The following is an 18660-nucleotide window of genomic DNA, read 5'->3' on the forward strand; positions in this document are numbered from 1 at the left end:
AGCAGGGATTCACGGTCAGCGCGTTCGGCAGAAACCATGTGCAGAACCGTGCGCGGTCAAGACCATTCCTTGGGCTTTGCCCGGCTCGGCATCCTGTGCACCTTGGTCACGAAGATGATCTCGCATCCTGTGAGCGAAAACGCGTCGTCGCGTATTGTCGAGGAGCGCCAAGGCGATATCCCATCGCCGGTGACCTCCACCAGATATCCGCTGATCCTGACATGCGATCCGACATCGATAGCACGGAGCGCATCGTACACGGCCTGGTTTGCCGGGATGAGATGGTTGTTCGTGATCTGCTCTCTCACATTGTCGGGCAAGGTGGCGCCGGGCGGAGAATTCCACCGAAGGCTTCTGTGTCCCGTTCCGAACCGGATCGCGTCGGTGCCACCGGGTTCGGCAAGCTCACCCCAGACGATGCCGAGGTCCAAGGGCGCGATCTCGCCCATCCGAGTGAAGCGGTACCTGCGACGGGTCACGACACGCCCCTCGATCACGTAGCCGTAGAGGAGCTCCGCCTTGAACCCATTGCCCAGTTCAACACGCCTTGCGGGCACGGACGTTTGCGCGGGTGAGCCGTCCGGTGCCGCGGCATGTGGTAAAGGCGGAAGGCGCGCGAGGTTCACCGCCGTTTCCACTTCGGCCCGAGGTGCACTCTGTTCGACGCCCAAAGAGAGCGCCCACAATCCCATCGCAATCGCGAACAGGGTGATCTTTGAACCCTCGTCGAACATATCGGGTGCTTTTCCCACTCGTCACTTTGCACAGAAGAAGACTTACCAACGCAAAGTGGCGGTATTTTGGCCTTTTCGGACCTGGCTTGACCGCCAGTGCGGAGTACGGCGTGTCCTCCACGACGCGACAAAGCAGGATACCACCCGTGCGCCGCACCGCCGGAAGGCAGCCCCCCTTTCGGGCGATATCCGGACCATAGGGCGGAACGCCCTCGGCCCTTTCGTCAGGCGGGCCCGCCCCGCGCGTCGAAATCACGCTGATGTGCCTCGACCGCATCGACGTTTTCCGCCGACCAGAGGCACAGCGCATAAAGCGGCTCGATCAGCGTCTCGCCCAGGGGCGTCAGCGCGTAGGTGACCTGCGGCGGCGTTGTCGGCACCACCGTGCGGCTCACCAGCCCGTCGCGTTCCAGCCCGCGCAGGGTCTGCGTCAGCATCCGCTGCGAGATGCTTTCCACCTCGCGGCGCAGGTCGTTGAACCGTTTGGGTCGCTCCGACATCACGAGGATGAGGAGGGCTGCCCATTTGTTCCCGACCCGGGACAGCATCGGGGAGATCCGTTCGCAATCCCCGGGAACACTCATGTGACCTAAGCGCATCGACGTGCCTTCTTGTCCGATTTTCAGGGTGCGATATCTGATCCGACGTAACGCACTAACAGTAACTTAAGAAGGAACCCATACCATGTGCAAGGCCTGTGGCGATCTCAGCCATTCTCCGTCCCGCCGTCGTTTCCTCGCGGGCAGCACCGCGCTTGCCGCCGCCCCCTTCGCGACGGCCGCCGCGGCACAACAATCGACCGCACCCGCGAACGCGACCGTGCCGGGCCAGGACGGCCGCCGCATCCTGCTGCGCGGCGGGCATGTCATGTCGATGGACCCCGAGGTCGGCAATTTCGAGACGGGCGATGTGCTGATCGAAGGCAATCGCATCGTGGAGGTTGCGGCCCAGATCGACGCGCCCGATGCCGAGGTCGTGGATGCCACGGGCCGCGTCGTGATGCCGGGCTTCATAGACACGCACCACCACCAGTTCGAGACCGCCCTGCGTGGCTGGCTCGCTGACGGCATCATGTACAATGACGGCACCGAGGCCGGATCGCCCAATTACCTCGACGACATCCTGGGCCGCTTCGCGATGCAATACACCCCCGAGGACGTCTATATCTCGGAGCTATATGGCGGGCTCAGCCAGCTCGATGCGGGCGTGACCACGGTGCATGACGTCTCGCAGATCCACCATTCGCCCGAGCATTCCGATGCCGCCATCGAGGCGCTCTTCGATACCGGGCGACGCGCCGTCTTCGGCTATTTCGAAGGCTATGGCGAGGCCGCGCGCTACCCGACCGATGCGCCGCGCATCCGCGAACGCTACTTCGCCTCGGACGACCAGCTCGTCACCATGAGCATGGGCGGCGAGATCTACCTGCAGGACGTGGATTACAACGAGCTGTGGCGCATCGGGCGCGATCTCGACCTGCCGGTCGCCTATCACGTCGTGGGCAGCCTCGGCATGGCCGAACCGATGTCGGCGCTGGCCGCCGAGGGCCGGATCGCGGGCGACCAGATCCTCATTCACATGACCGGCATGCCCGACGATGTCTGGCGCGCGGCGCGCGATGCGGGCGCGCATGTCTCGCTCGCGGTGCCCATCGAGATGAACATGCGCCACGGCACACCGCCCATGCTGAAGCTCCAGGAGATGGGCATGGCGCCCTCGCTCTCGGTGGATGTGGAATGCACGATGACGGCGGATTTCTTCACGCAGATGCGCGGCGCGATGACCATGCAGCGCATGGCAGTGAACGAGATGGCCCTGCAGGGCATCGAGGATCGCCCGCCCCTGCTGCGGGCCCGCGACGTGCTGGAATACGCGACGGTGAACGGCGCCACCGGCCTTGGCCTGTCGCGCAAGGTGGGCAGCCTGACCCCCGGCAAGGAGGCCGACATCATCCTGCTCGACGCGACCGCGATCAACGTCGCCCCGCTCAACAACGTGCCGGGCGCGGTGGTGAGCCTGATGGAGCGCTCGAATGTCGAAAGCGTGATGGTCGCGGGGCAGTTCCGCAAGTGGCAGGGCCAGCTTCTGGGCCATGATATCGCAGCGCTGCGCAGCCGCATCGTGGCCTCGCGCGACCGTCTCTTCGCGGCGGCCGGGGTGGAGCAGGACCTCTTCCGCTGATTGCCGGGGCGCTTGTCCCGAACGAAATGCCGCGGCGTCCCGGAGCGGGGCGCCGCTTTCGTTTTTGTGGCGCGGCCTGCCTGCGGGTGTTACAGGCCCCTGCGACACCGGACGCAGGAGACAGCCCATGAGCGCCACCGCCCGCAAGACCGCGCCCCTTCCCGACGATATTCGCGCGATGAAGGGCGGCACGCCCATCGTCAGCCTCACGGCCTATACGACGCCCATGGCAGAGCTGATGGACGCGCATTGCGACTTCGTGCTGGTGGGCGACAGCGTCGGCATGGTGCTGCACGGCCTGCCCTCGACCCTGGGCGTGACGATGGAGATGATGATCCTGCACGGTCAGGCGGTGCGCCGCGGCCTCGCCTCCGCGATGATGGTCGTCGACATGCCGTTCGGCTCCTACGAGGAAAGCCCTGAACAGGCCTTTCGCAACACCGCCCGCATCATGGCTGAGACCGGCGCGGGCGCGGTGAAGCTTGAAGGCGGGACCGGCATGGCCGACACGATCGCATTCCTGACCTCGCGCGGCGTGCCCGTGATGGCGCATATCGGGCTCACGCCGCAATCGATCAACACGCTGGGCGGCTACAAGGTGCAGGGCCGCGGCGATGCGGGGGATATGCTTCTCCGCGATGCCCGCGCCGTGGCCGAGGCAGGCGCCTTCGCGGTGGTCCTCGAGAAGGTGCCCGAGGCGTTGGCCGACCGGATCACAGAGAATGTCGCGATCCCGACGATCGGCATCGGGGCCTCCGCAGGTTGCGACGGCCAGGTGCTGGTCGTAGATGACATGCTGGGGCTCTTCACCGCGTTCAAGGCGAAATTCGTCAAGCGCTATGCGCATCTCGGCGACGATGCGGCTGCCGCCGTGGCCGCCTATGCCGAAGAGGTCCGCGCGCGCCGCTTCCCCGGCCCCGAACATGTCTTCGGCGACACGGCGCCGGGGCGCGGCTGATGACGCGGATCCTCCGGACCAGGGCCGAATTGCGCCAAGTCGTGGCAGGCTGGCGCGCGGCGGGCGAGACGATCGGCGTGGTGCCCACGATGGGCGCGCTCCATGACGGGCATCTCAGCCTTGTCGCCGCCGCGAAGGACGCGACCCGGCGCGTGATCGTGACGATCTTCGTGAACCCCAAGCAGTTCAACAATGCGGGCGATCTGGCCGCCTATCCCCGGACCGAAGACAGCGATGCGGCAAAGCTCGCCCCGTTCGACGTCGATGCGATCTACGTGCCGGACCCCGATCAGATCTACCCTGAGGGCTTTGTCACCAATGTCTCCGTCGCCGCGATGACGGATGTGCTGTGCGGCGCGCACCGGCCCGGCCATTTCGACGGGGTGGCGACCGTGGTGGCGAAGCTCTTTTTGCAAACGGGCGCCGACCGCGCCTTCTTCGGCGAGAAGGATTTCCAGCAATTGCAGGTGGTGCGCCGCATGGCGACCGATCTCGACATCGACATCGAGGTCACGGGCTGCCCGACGATCCGCGACGCGGACGGGCTGGCGCTTTCGTCGCGGAACACCCGTCTCTCACCCGAGGCGCGCCTGATCGCCCCCACGCTGCATCGCGAGATGCGCCAGATCGCTTCTGCCATGCGCGGTGGCGCCGAGGCGTCCCCCGAGATCGCGCGCGCCACGAACGCCCTGATCGCGGCCGGGTTCGAGCGCGTCGAATATCTGGAGGCACGCGCGGTCTCGGACCTCTCGCTGGTCACCCGCCTCGACGCCCCCGCGCGCCTCTTCGCGGCGGCGTGGCTGGATGGCGTTCGCCTGATCGACAACATCGCGATTTGACCCGCCGACATCCGCGCACCCCGCGCATCAGCCAAGGGCGCGCGCCCCTGTCACGACCGGACTACAAATACCTCTCGGGGGTCGGCATTGTCGCGCCATTGGTCCGAGAGACAATGGCGACCGAGGAGGCGGACAGCCCCCTCGCTCCGACCATGCCGCGCACGCAACCTCTAACAGAGTTTACGAAGGTCCGGCTCGGGCCTCGCAAGCTCACTTCAAACGCGGCGGCTTGTCCGGATCGCTACCCGGGGGCGCAGGCACCACGCGCGCGCGGCTTTCGGGCTCGGGCAGATCGAAGCGCAAGCCGACCCGCGCGATCCGCGCCGTGAAGGCGTCGCTATCGGCGAGGAATACCACGTCGAGCGCGCCCGCTTCGATGCCCGAAAACACCAGCGCCTCGTTCACGGCCCGGGCCAGCGGCCCCTCCGCGCCCTCCTTGGCACCGGTGATGCCCAGAAGATGCCCGCGGCTGCCATCGTCATAGGTCACGGCCGCCAGATAGGCCTTCCGCGCCAGCCCCGCCGCCCGACCGAGCTTGGCATCGAGTGCCGAGAGAAGATCCTCGGGCAGACCCCGCGGCGGATGCAGTTCCTGCGGCCGCGCGGCGGCTTCCTGCGGGCCATGGCCCAGCGTCTCGGAAAGCCACGCCACCGCTTCGGGCGGCACCAGGTAGGCCGAAGGCGCCACCTCGATATTCAGCGCGAGCCCCACGCCCTGCCCCGCCAGCATGTTCGCGATCACGCGCCCCGGCAGCGCCGCATAGGGTGCCGGCTTGCCGACAAAGCGCGCGATGCGCGCATCGCTGTCGAAGACCAGCACGAAGGACGCATCCTCGACCTCGAAGATCTCGGGATCGAGCGTTTCGCCCTCCATCTCCTTGGCCAGCAGCAGATGCAGTTCGGTATCGGCCAGCCGTTCGTAAAACCGCAGGCGCGCCGCGTCATCCTCGGGCGCGGCCTCCATCGCGGCAAAGGCCGCATCAAGGGGAGTTTCATGATCCATCCGCTGTCAGGTAGAGGTGCCGGCGCCCGGTGGCAAGTCGCAGCCCGGCCCAAGGTCGCCCGCGCCATCAACGCCGCGCCCCCCCCTCGCCGCCCGCGTGCCCCACGCATCAGAAAAGAGTGCGCCCCCCCTGTCACGACCGGACCAGAAATACCTCTCGGGGGAGCGCGAGGGGGCAGACAGCCCCCTCGCTCTTTTGGTGCGCCATTTCTCAAGCAAAAGCACGGCGAGGCAAACAGCCCCCTCACTCCTCCGGCGGCGTGCCTTCGATCCGGTAGGTTTCGGGCATGTTGACGGGCCAGCGGCCCTCATGTTCGGCACGGACCTTCACCGACCAGTGGATGCGGGCATCTTCCGGGATCGTGCGCGGGTCCGACAGGGGCAGGTACCAGCCGAAGATCGACGCCTTCTTCGAATCCTCGGGCTTCCGGCGCGGCAGGATCTCCACCGGCCACCACCAGATCGTCATCGAATCGTGCGCTTTGCCCAGCGGGTTTGGCTTCACGTACGCGTCACCCTCGCGCGCACCGCGGGCCAGCTTGTTCACGGTCGGCGTCCAGAACTCCGCGCCCTGCGCTTGGGCCTCCTCGATCATCCAGACGAGCGGCAGCTTCGCGAGACCCGATTCCGCCTCGCCGTAGCCCCCGCCGATATCGCCGTGCACGCCCCAGAACCACACTTCGCGGGCATGTTGCGGGGGCGCGTCCTCGGTCTTCATGAAGCGGTTCGGCTTGTACGGCTGGCCCTCGGGCCAGAGCTTGCCGCGAAACATCGTGCGCCGCTCATGGATGGCGACGGCATGGGCAACGGCCTGCACCGAGGAATTGGTTTTCGTGAAGGCATGGGATTTCAGACGCGGTCCGAAGCGGCCCCATTCGATGACCGACGCGACCGTATCGAAGAGCCCCATGAACCGGATCGTCGGGCGGTGCGGATCGAGGATGTTCTCGTAAAGGCGGATCTCCTCGAAGGCATGCGCGCCGCCGCCCTCGCCGATGCGCTTGTAGGCCCGGTAGGCGTAGTCGAGCAGGTTGAGATTGCGCGCCTCGATGATGCCGAAGGCGTGCAGGAAGCCCGCGAGCACCCGCGCCGAATAGGCCCCGCGCGAAAAACCGAAGAGGTAGATTTCATCCGGCGGGATCTTGTTGCCCTCTGCATCCTCGCCGCCCGGATCGTAATGCTCCACGAGGAAGCGGTAGGCGTCCTTCACGTTCCGGTCGAGGCCCCAGCCCGTGGCCATGCCCCAGACCTCCTGAACCTTGCGCCACGCAGAAAGCCAGGCGTTTTCGTCGCCGATCGTCCCGACGCCCGGATCGTAATAGACAACCTGGTCGTCGCGTTTGAGCAGGCATTGATAGAAGCGCAGGACATTGGTGCGCTGCTTGGCGTCGATCTGGTTCGACGTGCCATCAAGCAGGAGAATGATCTTCTTTGGCATGCGTGCGCTCCTTCACTCAGGCGGACAGATCTTCGAGAAACCGGTCGCACCATTGGCGGACCATTGCGGAATAGGGGGCGGCAGGGTCGGACATCTCGCGCAGCTCTTCGACGATCCGGTCGCTCAGCGCCGAGAGCGTGCGTCCGACCCGCCGCACCGCCGGGTCGGCATGGGATTCGAGATCCGCGGCCATGGCGTCGATCTCGAAGATGAGACCGCGCAGGAATTCGAGGTGCTTCAGCACCCGCGCGCGATCCTGCACGAGGCCCAGCCGATTGAGCCCGTAGACCTGGATCGACACCGCCCCACGCTGCGACAGATCGAGCGCGGCGGCATGATCGGCAATCGCCGCACCATCGCCCAGCGCCGCCACGGCGGGAGCAGCCCCCGGCGCACGTTTGGGCAGGGCCAGCGGCCAAAGGTCGCCCGGATCGAGGTGAAAGGCGATATGCTCCATCGGGTCGTCGCGGCAGGGATCGAGCAGGAAGGCCTCCTCGCGCTCCAGCGCATCGGTGTCGCGCGCAGCCCGCGTGCCACCCACGGGAAAGACATCCTTCTTGCCGGACTTGGCGTCGGTCATCGCGCCTGCGACGAGCTCTGCCAGAGAGGCGGAGGGATCGGGCGCCTGCTGCTTGCGGCGGCGATTGCAGTCGATGCAGGACGGCAGGAGATTGTCCCAATCCATCGCGATCCACCAATAGCCCGGATGTTCGGGATCGTCCGCCACCGCCCCCTTCGGGCGGTAATGCTCGACATCGACGGGGGCCTGGGCCGAATAGAACGTCTCGCAATAGGCGCATTTGCCATGGAACAGATGTTCGAGCGCGGCCTTCACCTCATCATGTTTGTAGGCCTTGAAGGAGAAGCTCTTGTCGCGCGTGGCGGGATCTGCGCGATGGGCGCGGACGCGCTCCAGCTCGTTGCGACCGGGGCGTCCGTCTTCCGTCAGCGCCTTCGGGGCGGGGATGTCGCGGCGATTGACCTGGCGCATCACCCCGCCTCCTGCGAGAGCGCGCGCTTGATCCGGGCCTTGGTTTCTTCGCGCAATTCGCGGCGCGTCTCGGTCCGCGCATTGCGAGCCTCGATCACATATTCCGCGACCGCCTCCTCGACGATGCGGGCCACTTCGGTGGAGCCCACGGGCAGCGCGCCCTGCACCTCGGCGCGAAACCGCGCGAGGGTGGATTGCACATCGGCAGGCAGGGGCGTCTCAACCTCGCCCGCGGCGCGTCCCACGGCCAGCGCGTCGGCCAGATCCGCCATCGCATGGCCCGTCCGCGGATCGTCGGTATCGAAGAGATCGAACAGATCCGAGGTCAGAAGCTGCTCGATCGTGAGCTTCGTGACATCCGGCAGCTCGCGCAGCGTGTCGACGAAGACCGGCAGATCGGTGTCGCGCGACTGCCCCGGCACCCGCTGCAGCACCATGACCTCGCCGTCGCGCATGCCGCGCAGGCAGAGGGGGTCGTGGGTGGTGACGATGAAGGTCATCGACGGGAAGGCGCGGCGCAGCCCGTCCATGATCGACACCTTCCAGCGCGGATGCAGATGCGCCTCGACCTCGTCGATGAGCACGAGGGCGCGCGCGGCTTCGAGCGTGGTGAAGTCGTCCCGCGCCATGATCCAGCGCATCATGTCGCAAGTGAGCGCAAGGATCGTGCGAAAACCCGACGACACCGTCGCCAGAGGCGTGCGCAGCGACACGCCATCCTCCTCGACGACGACGAGGCAGCGCTCCTCCTCGCGCTGGATGATGCGGAACCCGCCGCCCATGACGACCCGCAACGCGCGCACGACCATGTCGAAAGGGGCCTCATCGAGCTCCAGCAGCCATCGTTCGGGGTTGGACAGAAGATCATCGGAATGAAAGAGCGACCGTACGGGCCGGTCCGCCCGCCAATTGCGCTGCGCGGACTGGTAGTGGCGGTAGGCGCCATAGGCGAAGATCGGCAGATTCGAGATCTCGGGGCCGCTTGTGGCAAAGCCCTCCGGCGTAACGGTCAAGACCCGCTCGGAGGTGGTGTCGCCCGCGCGGTAGGTCAGGCGGACCTCGGCGGCCTCGCGCGGCTTCATCCATTCGACGCCCATATAGCGCGGATCGAGCAGATATTGCTGCGCCGTCTCCCCCAGCTTGTCGCGTCCGGCATCGGACAGCGCCGCAAGCGTGACCCCTTCGAGCAGCGAGCTTTTCCCGGTGGCATTCTCGCCCAGGATCAAAAGTGCGGCCGCCGTGTCGGGATCGGGCGCGTCCGGCAGGGTGAGCGTGATTTCGGAGAGGGCCTTAAAGTTCGTGATGCGGATCTCGGTCAGGCGATGGGGCGGCGTCTGGGTTGAGACAGCCTCGGGGGACGGTGCGGCGCTGCCGACTTTCAAGGCCTCGATAAAGGCCTCACGACCTGGCCTCTGCTCAAAAAGGAAGGGTTTCAGAAAGGTGAGAAGCCCGGAAAACGGCTCCGTCGGGAAGGGAGACCATAGCGGGTTTACAATTAGGTTGTTCAGCGCATCCGCGATCGCCTGATTGCGGCGCGCGACCAGATCGGGACGGTTGAGATTGAAGTGAAGCGCTGTCGCCCGCCCGCGTTCGCTGATCGGATAGAAAAGGCCGGTTGCCAGCGCTTGTCCGGCCATGGGGCGCGCTTCGAAATGGGTCTCGAAGATATCGTCATCGATGCAGGGGTCGAGAAGAAGCGCCTCCTCTGCCTCGATCCAGGCGTCGGGGACAGCGCCGTACTTGAGCTGGATCTCGTAGTCTTCGGGCGTTGGCACAGGCATGCGTGTCCCGGTAATGGGGAAGCTCTGCCTTTCGCCGGGATGACACTCGCGACAGATCGGATAGAGGTTCTGCCAGAACTGCGCCATCCAGCCGTAATAGATATGCGCATCGGGCAGGTCAGGATCATCGATGCCGTTGGGCGGCCGGAAGCGGAACGGCACGAGATCCGGCCGGGCCTCCTCGCAGAAGGCGCATTTGCCATCGAAGAGGGTCAGAAGCTCCGGCAGGATGGGCGGCTTTTCCGGCAGGGTGCGATCCGGCACACGGGTCTGGGCGCGCTCTTTCTCATCGAGCGCGAGATAATTCAGCATTTCCCGGCCTGCATTCTGGAACGGTGCAGAGGACAGGAGCTTGGGCGCGGGGACGCGGGATCGGTCAACAAAACGCATTGAAATACGGTCTCGAAACAATGCGACGATGCTGGCACGGCGCCCGATTTCAGGCAAGCGCGGGAAACCTTACCCCAGCGCCTCCGCCACGCGGGCGCGCAATTCGGGCAGGAGGTCGGCCTCGAACCAGGGGTTCTTCTTCAGCCAGGCGGTGTTGCGCCAGGAAGGATGCGGCAGGGGAATGGTGTCCGGCGCATGATCGCGCCAGGCGGCGACGGTCTCGGTCACGCCGGCCTTCGTGCCCAGGTGGTAGCGATGCGCATAGCCGCCGATCACGATGCGCAGCCGGATCGCGGGCAGTGCCGCCATGACCGCATCATGCCAGGTCGCGCGGCAGACGGGCGGGGGCGGCAGATCGGAGCCTTTCGCGTCATAACCGGGAAAGCAGAAGGCCATGGGCACGATGGCGATCCGGGACGTGTCATAGAAGCTGGCCGCATCGATGCCGAGCCAGTCCCGCAGACGCACCCCGGACGGATCGTCGAAGGGCTTGCCCGAGGCGTGTACGCGCGCGCCCGGTGCCTGGCCCGCGATCAGGATGCGCGCTTCGGGCGCGAACCAGGTCACGGGGCGCGGCGCATGGGCGGTTTTCGTGGCGGCGAAGCGATCCGCGCAGAGGCGGCAGGCGCGGATATCCCTGGCGATCTTCACGGGGTTAGCTTCACGGGGAGACCTTCACTGGGCAATCGTCACCGGGCGAGCGTCTCGGGGACGATTAGGCGGGTCTCATAGCGGATGCGCGGCGCGATCCAGCGCAGATCCGCGGGGCGGAAAGCCACGCAGCCTGCGGTGGGAAAACCCGGCCGACGCTGTGCGTGCAGAAAGATCGCGGAGCCCCGGGCATATTCCGCCCGCGGCCAGTTCCAATCCGTCAGGATCACGATGTCGTAAAGCGGATCGGCGCGGCGCAGATGCTCATGGCTGTGCGGATAGGGCGCGCGGACCATGAGGTTATAATCCTCGTCCTCTGGATCGTCGGACCAGAGGTCGCCGGGCCGGATCGGCAGCGCCCAATCCGCGGGCCGCGCCAGCCGGTCGGGACGGTAGAGCATGCCGACGATGCGGTGCACGCCCACGGGCGTCGCACCATCGCCTTCGCGCTTCTCGGCGCGCACCCCGCCCCGCCCGATCGTGACCGGGAAGCGGCGGCCGAGAAACCGCAGCGCGGTCGGGGTCAGGACCATGTCGTGGGAACGTGCGATCATGGCACGAGTGATACCGCAGGCGACGCCCGGGTCAATGCGCGCTTTGGAGGGGGTGGCGCCCCTCTCTGCGTGCCCCGCCTGGCCCGGGCGGCGGAGCGAGGGGCCAGCCCCTCGCGCTCCCCGGAGGTATTTCTGGTCCGGTCGTGACAGGTGGACGGGACATCCCCCAAAGGTGGGCCGCGTTGGCGGAAAGCGGGCGCGCGGATATGTGGCCGCTAGAGCAGATGGCCGGACTTCTTGGCTTTGGTCGCGAGGTAATGCGCGTTGAACCGGGTCTCGCCGACCTTCAGCGCCACGCGTTCGGTGACGGTGATGCCCTCATCCTCCATCCGCGCGATCTTGGCGGGGTTGTTGGTCAGAAGCCGCACCGCGCCGAAGCCCAGCGTCTGAAGGATCTGCGCGCCGAGGCGGAAGTCGCGTTCGTCATCCTCGAAGCCCAGGCGATGATTGGCCTCGACCGTGTCGAAGCCCTGATCCTGCAGGGCATAGGCGCGCATCTTGTTGGCGAGCCCGATGCCGCGCCCCTCCTGGTTGAGATAGAGTAGCACGCCCTGCCCTTCGGCCCCCATCTGGGCCAGGGCGGCATTGAGTTGCGGGCCGCAATCGCATTTGAGCGAGCCCAGAAGATCGCCCGTGAAGCAGGCCGAGTGCAACCGCGCCAGAACCGGCGCGTCGCGATCCGGGCGGCCGATCTCGACGGCGTAATGTTCCTCCGACCCGTCATCGGGACGGAAGATATGGAGCCGAGCCTGTTCGGCATGGCGAAGCGGCACGCGGGCCGACACCACGCGCGACAGGGGTGCGAGCACCGACAGATGCGGTGCTGCGATATCCGCGTCGATCCGGGTCAGACCCTGCGGCGCGGGCGCGCGCCCAAGCGGCACGACGAGGGCTGCGGGCAGAAGCCGCGCGGATTTCACCAGCGTCACGGCGAGGCGGTGCAGATCCGCGCTGCCCTCCCGCCGGGTCTGGAGCGGGCCCTTCATCGGCTGATCGAGGTCATCCGCCGGATCGGCCACGCCCTGAACCCAAGGCAGATCGGCCGCGTCAGGCAGGATGACCCGCGCGACATCGCCGTCATAGGCCCGGGCGCGTAAGGTCGCGGCCCGCCGTCCGGTCAGGGTCAGATCGACCGGCAGCGACAGGGCCTGCACCGCGCGCAGACGCTCCGGCGTCAGCGTTTCGGCGGCCAGAACGAGCGCCGCCCCGGATGCGCCTTCCAACAGGACGGGCACGCCCATGCGCAGATCGCCGCGCGCGCGGGCAATCGTCTCTGTCAGGTCGGGCGAAAAGGCGGTGCTGGAGGTCATCGGCATACAATTCTGTAACAATTCTGGGCGGTTTACACGACGCCGTGAGAGAGTTGCAGCAAAACTTGCCGGACCTCCCGGCCGCTCACATTTCTGTCACGATAAAAGGAGATCGCGACATGGCTCAACTCAAGAATATCCTGCTCGTGGACGACGACGAGGACCTCCGCGAGGCATTGGCGGAGCAGCTCGTCCTGACAGAGGATTTCGAGGTGTTCGAGGCCGAAAGCGGCGCGCAGGCGATGCAGAAGGTCAAGGAACAGCACCATGACCTGGTGATCCTCGATGTGGGCCTGCCGGATACCGATGGCCGCGAGCTTTGCAAGCTGATGCGCAAGCAGGGCGTGAAGGCGCCGGTGATGATGCTGACCGGCCATGACAGCGACGCCGATACCATCCTCGGCCTCGATTCCGGCGCCAATGATTACGTCACCAAGCCGTTCAAATTCCCGGTCCTTTTGGCCCGGATCCGCGCGCAATTGCGCCAGCACGAGCAATCCGAAGACGCGGTCTTCCAGCTTGGGCCCTATTCCTTCCGTCCCTCGATGAAGGTGCTGGTCGACGAGGCCGAAAAGAAGATCCGCCTGACCGAGAAGGAAACCAACATTCTCAAGTTCCTCTACCGTGCGCCCGATGGCGTGGTGCCGCGCGACGTGCTGTTGCACGAGGTCTGGGGCTACAATGCCGGGGTCACCACCCACACGCTCGAGACGCATATCTACCGGCTGCGCCAGAAGATCGAGCCGGATCCCTCGAACGCCCAGCTGCTGGTGACCGAAAGCGGCGGTTATCGGCTCATGTCGTAATTTTTTCGAACCACCGGGAACGCCATCGCGCGATGCGTGTTTCCTTCACAGCCGTCGCATGTGCGGACCCTCACATGCACCTCCCTGTTGGACTAGCCCGGGCCTTTGAGCCCGGGTTTTTTTTTTTGGCCGAGGCTTTGGCGCGACCTCTGTGCGCGCATGAAAACAGGCGCGGGATCTGCCCCGCGCCCTCCGGGTCGAACGTGTCAGGTCGGCATCGCGTTGAACGGCGTCACCGGGCGTTCGCGCACCAGTGACGTCCGCAAAAGCACTGCCCCTGCCAGCGGCAGAAGCGCCGCGCCGAGGAACATGGCGGGCGTGCCGTAGGCATCGGCCGCCAATCCCGCGAGTGCCGGTCCGATGATGCTGCCTGCCGCGGTGGCGAGCAATGCGGCGGTGAAGCTCATGGAAGGCAGCGTCGGGAACAGCCGCTCCGACCAGAAGGCGAGGACCGCGCTCGTCATCATCACGTTGATCCCCTGAAGGGCCGCCGACACGGCAAGCGCGGCCCAACTGCCTGCCCAGAGGGACACGGCGGCGAGCGACCCGGCGCCCGTGAGCATCATCACCCGCAAAAGCCATGTCAGGCCTAGGGATTTGCGCGCATCTTCGGTGAGAAAGCCCGACAATCCGAACGCGCCCAGGATCATGAAGATCATCGCCGGTGCCGCCGTCGCGGGCAATCCGGGCACGCCGCCGGTTTCGGTGAACCAATCCGCCGCGAAGGAGACGTAGATCGCCGCGGTCGTGCCGTAGATGAAGGCCACGGCATACATCGGCATCGCGGCGGAGGTCAGCAATTCGCGCCAGCGCTTGCCGTCGCCGCGATCCGGTGCCTTCTCGATGGGATGCAGGGCGCGGCGATTGATCGCCAGAACGCCCAGACTTGCGATGGCGAAAGCCGCCCAGCAGATGCGCCAGTCGATGCCGGTCAGCACCATGGCGAGGGCGGCGGCGCCAGACAGGACGATGCCGATGCTGGTGCCTGTGCTGATGCGCGACAGGACGGTCGGGCGATCTTCGTCATTGATCTTGCGGTGCACCGCGTCGTTATAGGGTGTCCAGGCGAAGCCCGCGCTCGATGCGGCGATGAAGACGCCGAGCGCCAGCATCGGAACGCCGGTCGCCATGGCCACCAGCGCGATGCCCAGGGTGGCTGCCACCATGCCCAGCAGGACCGGACTTTCGGGACCGCGCCGCATGAGCAGGGCCTGCGCGATCACGAGGCCCACGAAAAAGCCCGCGAAACCGAGGCTCGAAATGAAGCCGATGGCCGAGCTCGACAGATCGAACGCGGCGCGAAACTCCGGCACGAACAGGCCGAAGCCGATCCGGGCGGGCCCGTAGCTGATCGCGGTTGCGGCAAACCCGGCCGCTGAGAGGGTCTGAAAATACGTGATGGCGTGTCTCCTTTGCATTGCGAATGCAAAAGTCGCCGCGCCGTTCCGTGCCGGATCAGTATGTCGCAGGCGGTCTGTACTGCGCGGCCGCAGCCACAAAAAAAGGCCCCGGACGCGATGCCGGGGCCTTTCGATCTTTCATGACAGCGGGATTACTCCGCGTCTTCGGTCTTCTTCTCGGGCGCGGCTTCCTCGCCGGTCTCCTGGTCGACGACCTTCATCGACAGGCGCACCTTGCCGCGATCATCGAAGCCCAGAAGCTTGACCCAGACCTCCTGGCCTTCCTTCAGCACGTCGGAAGGATGGTTCAGGCGGCGGTTCTCGATCTGGCTGACATGCACGAGGCCGTCGCGCTTGCCGAAGAAGTTCACGAAGGCGCCGAAATCGACGATCTTCACGACCTTGCCCTTGTAGATCTTGCCCTCTTCCGGCTCCGCCACGATCGAGTAGATCATGTCATAGGCCTTCTGGATGGCCTCGGCGTTGGGCGATGCGATCTTGATGATGCCTTCGTCGTTGATGTCGACCTTGGCACCCGACACTTCCACGATCTCGCGGATGACCTTGCCGCCCGAGCCGATCACTTCACGGATCTTGTCGGTCGGAACCTGCATCGTCTCGATGCGCGGCGCGTGTTCGGAGAACTCGCCTGCCGAGGACAGGGCCTTGTTCATCTCGCCGAGGATATGCATCCGGCCATCCTTCGCCTGGGCGAGGGCCTTCTGCATGATCTCCGGGGTGATGCCTGCAACCTTGATGTCCATCTGCAGCGAGGTGATGCCGTTCTCGGTGCCTGCGACCTTGAAGTCCATGTCGCCGAGGTGATCCTCGTCGCCCAGGATGTCGGTCAGGATCGCGTAGTCACCGTCCTCTTCCAGCACGAGGCCCATGGCCACGCCTGCAACCGCGGATTTCAGCGGAACACCCGCATCCATCATCGACAGCGAGCCACCGCAGACCGACGCCATCGAGGACGAGCCGTTGGACTCGGTGATCTCGGAGACGAGACGGATCGTGTAGGGGAAGTCCGTCGCGGCGGGCAGCACGGCCTGAAGCGCGCGCCATGCGAGCTTGCCGTGGCCGATTTCGCGGCGTCCCGGAGGGCCCACGCGACCGGCTTCACCGACCGAATAGGGCGGGAAGTTGTAATGCAGCAGGAAGTTCGACCGATACGTGCCGTGCAGCGCATCGATCATCTGCTCATCATCGCCGGTGCCCAGCGTGCTGACCACAAGCGCCTGCGTCTCGCCGCGGGTAAAGAGCGCGGAGCCGTGCGTCCGGGGCAGAACGCCCGTTTCGGACACGATGGAGCGCACCTCGTCGAGAGCACGGCCATCGATGCGGCGCGAGTTCTTCACCACGTCGGCGCGCAGAACGGTCGATTCGAGCTTTTTCAGCGCGGCGCCGAGATTGGCATCGGCCTGCTCTTCCTCGGAGAGCTCCGCGATGATCGCTTCCTTCGCCGCGGAAACGGCTGCGGTGCGCTCCTGCTTGTCGGTGATCGCATAGGCGTCGCGCATCTGCGTCTCGCCCAGGCTTTTCACGCGGTCATAGAGCGCTGCGTAATCCGGCGGCTGGAAGTCGAAAGGTTCTTTCGCGGCATCCTCGGCCAGCGACACGATCAGGTCGACCACGGGCTTGAGTTGCTCATGGGCGAAGGTGACCGCGCCCAGCATTTCCTCTTCGGTCAACTCGTAGGCTTCCGACTCGACCATCATCACCGCATCGCGGGTGCCCGCGACCACGAGATCGAGGCGCTGGTCGGGATTGTTGCGCAGATTCTGCATATCCTCGACCTCGGGGTTGAGGATGTATTCACCACCCTCATAGCCCACGCGGCAGCCCGCGATCGGCCCCATAAAGGGCGCGCCCGAGATGGTCAGTGCCGCGGAGGCCGCGATCATCGCCACGATATCGGGATCGTTGACCAGATCGTGGGACAGAACGGTGCACATCACGAGCACTTCGTTCTTGAAGCCCGGCACGAAGAGCGGGCGGATCGGACGGTCGATCAGGCGCGCGGTCAGCGTCTCTTTCTCGGTCGGACGCGCCTCGCGCTTAAAGAAGCCACCCGGCACCTTGCCGGCGGCGTAGTATTTTTCCTGGTAATGGACGGTGAGCGGGAAGAAATCCTGCCCTTCCTTCGCTTTCTTGGCGAAGGTCACGTTGGCCATGACGGAGGTTTCGCCCAGCGTGGCGATCACCGAACCGTCGGCCTGACGGGCAACCTTGCCCGTTTCCAGTGTGAGCGTTTCCTCGCCCCACTGCATGCTTTTCGTCGTCGTATTGAACATCATCGTATCCTATGGCGGAGCACTCCCAGGCGTATCCCGGGTCTCCGATTTGATTGGCGGCCCCATTGCCGCCGCCCCCTATCCTATTGCATGGCCCGGGGGCTCTGGGCGTCACGTCTCAGATAGCGTCGCCCCTACACGAGAATTGGCGATTTGGAAAGTCTTCCGCTCAGAGTGGGCCGGTTTGCCACAACCGCACCTTCGTGCCGCCGTGATCGACGATCGGCCCGGGTTTGCGCCAGGGCAGACCTGCTGCTCGGGCGAGCTTGGCCTCGGAGGTGATCATGGCCACGCGCCAGCCCGGGAAGGCCGCCTGCATCCGGGCACCGAAGGCCGCGTAAAGCCCGAAGAGCGGGGATTTCGCGCCGATCCGGAGCCCGTAGGGCGGGTTCACGATCACGAGGCCGGGCGCGCCGTCCGGCGGGCGCGCCTCGGTCACCGGATGGCAGGCGAAGTCGCAATGCTCGGCAACGTCTGCGCGAAGGGCATTGGCCCGGCTCATGGCAATGGCGCCCTGATCGCGGTCGGAGCCTGCAAAGCGGGCCGCGGGCGGCGCCATGGTCGTTCGCGCGGACCGCGCGGCCTCCCAGCCTGCAGGATCGAAACTGGTGAGGTGCTCGAAGGCAAAGCTGCGCGCCCGGCCCGGCATCAGCCCTGCCGCCCGCTCCGCCGCCTCGATCACGAAGGTGCCCGAGCCGCACATCGGGTCGACCACGGGCTCCGCACCGTCAAAGCCTGCCGCGCGCAGAAAGAGGCTCGCCAGCGTCTCGCGCATGGGGGCCTTGTTGACCTGCTCCTTCAGGCCGCGCTTGTGCAGGGACGCCCCGGACGTATCGACCGAGAGCGTGCAGAGATCGTCCTCGACCCGCAGTTTGATCGTCACGGGCGCGTCGTCCGAGATCGGCGCGCCGAGCGCCGCAGCGAGGGCCTTTTCGATCCGCTCCTTCGCCGCGCCCGCATGGTAGATCTTCGACTTGCGGCTGGTGGCCTCCACCCGGACCGGCACGTCGGCGCGCAGCCAATCGGACCAGGGCAGCTTGCGCGCGCGTTTGTCGAGCTGGCTCAGGTGGTGGGCATGGAAGGCTGCGAGCCGCACCAGCACGCGCGTCGCCCCGCGCAGTTCCAGATTGGCACGCCAGACCTCGTCCCAGCCGCCTTTCAGCGACACGCCGCCCGGGATGATCTGCGTGACGACAAAGCCCGCCGCGCGCGCCTCCTCGCCCAGGAAATGCTCAAGCCCGGGGGCGGTGATCAGAAAGATGTCGAGGGGGTCTGCCATGGCGCGGGCTTAGTCCGGGCCGTGGGCAAGGCGCAACGAAAAAGGCCGCCTT

General features: G+C 66.0%; 16 protein-coding genes. 4 read left to right on the forward strand and 12 right to left on the reverse strand.

All coding sequences use genetic code 11. From position 1 onward, the window contains the following. Positions 1-56 precede the first annotated feature (56 nt). Both FIV09_RS16015 and FIV09_RS16020 read right to left on the reverse strand, forming a co-directional pair. Positions 57-734, reverse strand: a complete 678-nt coding sequence (locus FIV09_RS16015) for a hypothetical protein (protein ID WP_152455840.1) — start codon at positions 732-734, stop codon at positions 57-59. A 224-nt stretch (positions 735-958) separates the two neighbouring features. Then, positions 959-1282 (reverse strand): helix-turn-helix domain-containing protein, encoded by a 324-nt coding sequence (locus FIV09_RS16020; protein ID WP_254702251.1) that lies wholly within the window; start codon positions 1280-1282, stop codon positions 959-961. Between the two features lie 136 nt (positions 1283-1418). Between FIV09_RS16020 and FIV09_RS16025 the strand changes: the two genes are divergently transcribed. The 3 genes from FIV09_RS16025 to panC all read left to right on the forward strand — a co-directional run bounded on the left by FIV09_RS16025 (position 1419) and on the right by panC (position 4712). Further along, a complete protein-coding gene (locus FIV09_RS16025) occupies positions 1419-2915 on the forward strand; it encodes an amidohydrolase family protein (protein ID WP_152451481.1) in 1497 nt (498 codons plus the stop codon). A 127-nt stretch (positions 2916-3042) separates the two neighbouring features. Beyond that, positions 3043-3873: a 3-methyl-2-oxobutanoate hydroxymethyltransferase gene (gene panB, locus FIV09_RS16030; protein ID WP_152451483.1), complete on the forward strand. Its 831-nt coding sequence runs from the start codon at positions 3043-3045 to the stop codon at positions 3871-3873. Next, on the forward strand, positions 3870-4712 hold the full coding sequence (gene panC, locus FIV09_RS16035) for a pantoate--beta-alanine ligase (RefSeq protein WP_371417780.1): 843 nt from the start codon (positions 3870-3872) through the stop codon (positions 4710-4712). The genes panB and panC overlap by 4 nt, the downstream gene beginning before the upstream one ends. Positions 4713-4922: 210 nt before the next feature. Here the strand turns inward: panC and FIV09_RS16040 are convergent, their stop codons facing one another. The 7 genes from FIV09_RS16040 to ribA form a co-directional block, all read right to left on the reverse strand. Then, positions 4923-5714 (reverse strand): SseB family protein, encoded by a 792-nt coding sequence (locus FIV09_RS16040; RefSeq protein WP_152451487.1) that lies wholly within the window; start codon positions 5712-5714, stop codon positions 4923-4925. Positions 5715-5958: 244 nt separating this feature from the next. Beyond that, the gene (locus FIV09_RS16045; RefSeq protein WP_152451489.1) at positions 5959-7152 is read right to left on the reverse strand and encodes a DUF2235 domain-containing protein; all 1194 of its coding nucleotides are present in this window, start codon (positions 7150-7152) and stop codon (positions 5959-5961) included. Positions 7153-7168: 16 nt separating this feature from the next. Further along, the gene (locus tag FIV09_RS16050) at positions 7169-8143 is read right to left on the reverse strand and encodes an endonuclease (RefSeq protein ID WP_152451491.1); all 975 of its coding nucleotides are present in this window, start codon (positions 8141-8143) and stop codon (positions 7169-7171) included. Then, positions 8143-10314, reverse strand: coding sequence for an AAA family ATPase (locus FIV09_RS16055; protein ID WP_152451493.1), 2172 nt, complete (start codon positions 10312-10314; stop codon positions 8143-8145). Before FIV09_RS16055 ends, FIV09_RS16050 begins: the two co-directional genes overlap by 1 nt. A 69-nt stretch (positions 10315-10383) precedes the next feature. Then, the gene (locus tag FIV09_RS16060) at positions 10384-10965 is read right to left on the reverse strand and encodes a uracil-DNA glycosylase family protein (protein WP_152451495.1); all 582 of its coding nucleotides are present in this window, start codon (positions 10963-10965) and stop codon (positions 10384-10386) included. 38 nt (positions 10966-11003) lie between these two features. Further along, positions 11004-11519 (reverse strand): L,D-transpeptidase, encoded by a 516-nt coding sequence (locus FIV09_RS16065; RefSeq protein ID WP_152451497.1) that lies wholly within the window; start codon positions 11517-11519, stop codon positions 11004-11006. A gap of 215 nt (positions 11520-11734) precedes the next feature. Further along, positions 11735-12829, reverse strand: a complete 1095-nt coding sequence (gene ribA, locus FIV09_RS16070) for a GTP cyclohydrolase II (RefSeq protein ID WP_152451499.1) — start codon at positions 12827-12829, stop codon at positions 11735-11737. A gap of 119 nt (positions 12830-12948) precedes the next feature. Here ribA and FIV09_RS16075 point away from each other — a divergent pair, with 119 nt between their 5' ends. Continuing rightward, positions 12949-13635, forward strand: a complete 687-nt coding sequence (locus FIV09_RS16075; protein ID WP_152451501.1) for a response regulator transcription factor — start codon at positions 12949-12951, stop codon at positions 13633-13635. 206 nt (positions 13636-13841) lie between these two features. Here the strand turns inward: FIV09_RS16075 and FIV09_RS16080 are convergent, their stop codons facing one another. From FIV09_RS16080 to FIV09_RS16090, 3 genes are all read right to left on the reverse strand, one after another. Beyond that, on the reverse strand, positions 13842-15053 hold the full coding sequence (locus FIV09_RS16080; RefSeq protein WP_152451503.1) for an MFS transporter: 1212 nt from the start codon (positions 15051-15053) through the stop codon (positions 13842-13844). 134 nt (positions 15054-15187) lie between these two features. After that, complete coding sequence (gene pnp / locus FIV09_RS16085) at positions 15188-17329, reverse strand: polyribonucleotide nucleotidyltransferase (protein ID WP_152451505.1); 2142 nt, start codon at positions 17327-17329, stop codon at positions 15188-15190. Positions 17330-17498: 169 nt separating this feature from the next. Beyond that, positions 17499-18608, reverse strand: a complete 1110-nt coding sequence (locus FIV09_RS16090) for a class I SAM-dependent RNA methyltransferase (RefSeq protein ID WP_152451507.1) — start codon at positions 18606-18608, stop codon at positions 17499-17501. Between the last annotated feature and the right edge of the window lie 52 nt (positions 18609-18660).

The organism is Roseivivax sp. THAF197b (genome assembly GCF_009363255.1).
Classification (GTDB): Bacteria; Pseudomonadota; Alphaproteobacteria; order Rhodobacterales; family Rhodobacteraceae; genus Roseivivax.